The sequence below is a fragment of the Providencia sp. CIM-Carb-044 genome (genome assembly GCF_033901115.1).
GTDB lineage: Bacteria > Pseudomonadota > Gammaproteobacteria > Enterobacterales > Enterobacteriaceae > Providencia > Providencia hangzhouensis.
Genome location: NZ_JAXADV010000073.1, coordinates 1 through 609, shown reverse-complemented (window position 1 = coordinate 609; position 609 = coordinate 1). Strand labels below are relative to the sequence as shown.

Here is a 609-nt window from a genome sequence, read left to right as displayed (position 1 = left end):
AAGCCTCCCACCTATCCTACACATCAAGGCTCAATGTTCAGTGTCAAGCTATAGTAAAGGTTCACGGGGTCTTTCCGTCTTGCCGCGGGTACACTGCATCTTCACAGCGAGTTCAATTTCACTGAGTCTCGGGTGGAGACAGCCTGGCCATCATTACGCCATTCGTGCAGGTCGGAACTTACCCGACAAGGAATTTCGCTACCTTAGGACCGTTATAGTTACGGCCGCCGTTTACTGGGGCTTCGATCAAGAGCTTCTCCTTACGGATAACCCCATCAATTAACCTTCCAGCACCGGGCAGGCGTCACACCGTATACGTCCACTTTCGTGTTTGCACAGTGCTGTGTTTTTAATAAACAGTTGCAGCCAGCTGGTATCTGCGACTGGCTTCAGCTCCATGAGTAAATCACTTCACCTAATGCCAGCGTGCCTTCTCCCGAAGTTACGGCACCATTTTGCCTAGTTCCTTCACCCGAGTTCTCTCAAGCGCCTGAGTATTCTCTACCTGACCACCTGTGTCGGTTTGGGGTACGATTAATGATAATCTAGAGCTTAGAGGCTTTTCCTGGAAGCGGGGCATGAGCTACTTCATCACCGTAGTGACTCGTC

1 rRNA gene is annotated in these 609 nt (G+C 50.7%); it reads right to left on the bottom strand.

Annotated elements, in window-relative coordinates:
• Positions 1-609, bottom strand: a 23S ribosomal RNA gene (locus SJ312_RS23320); the annotation flags it as partial.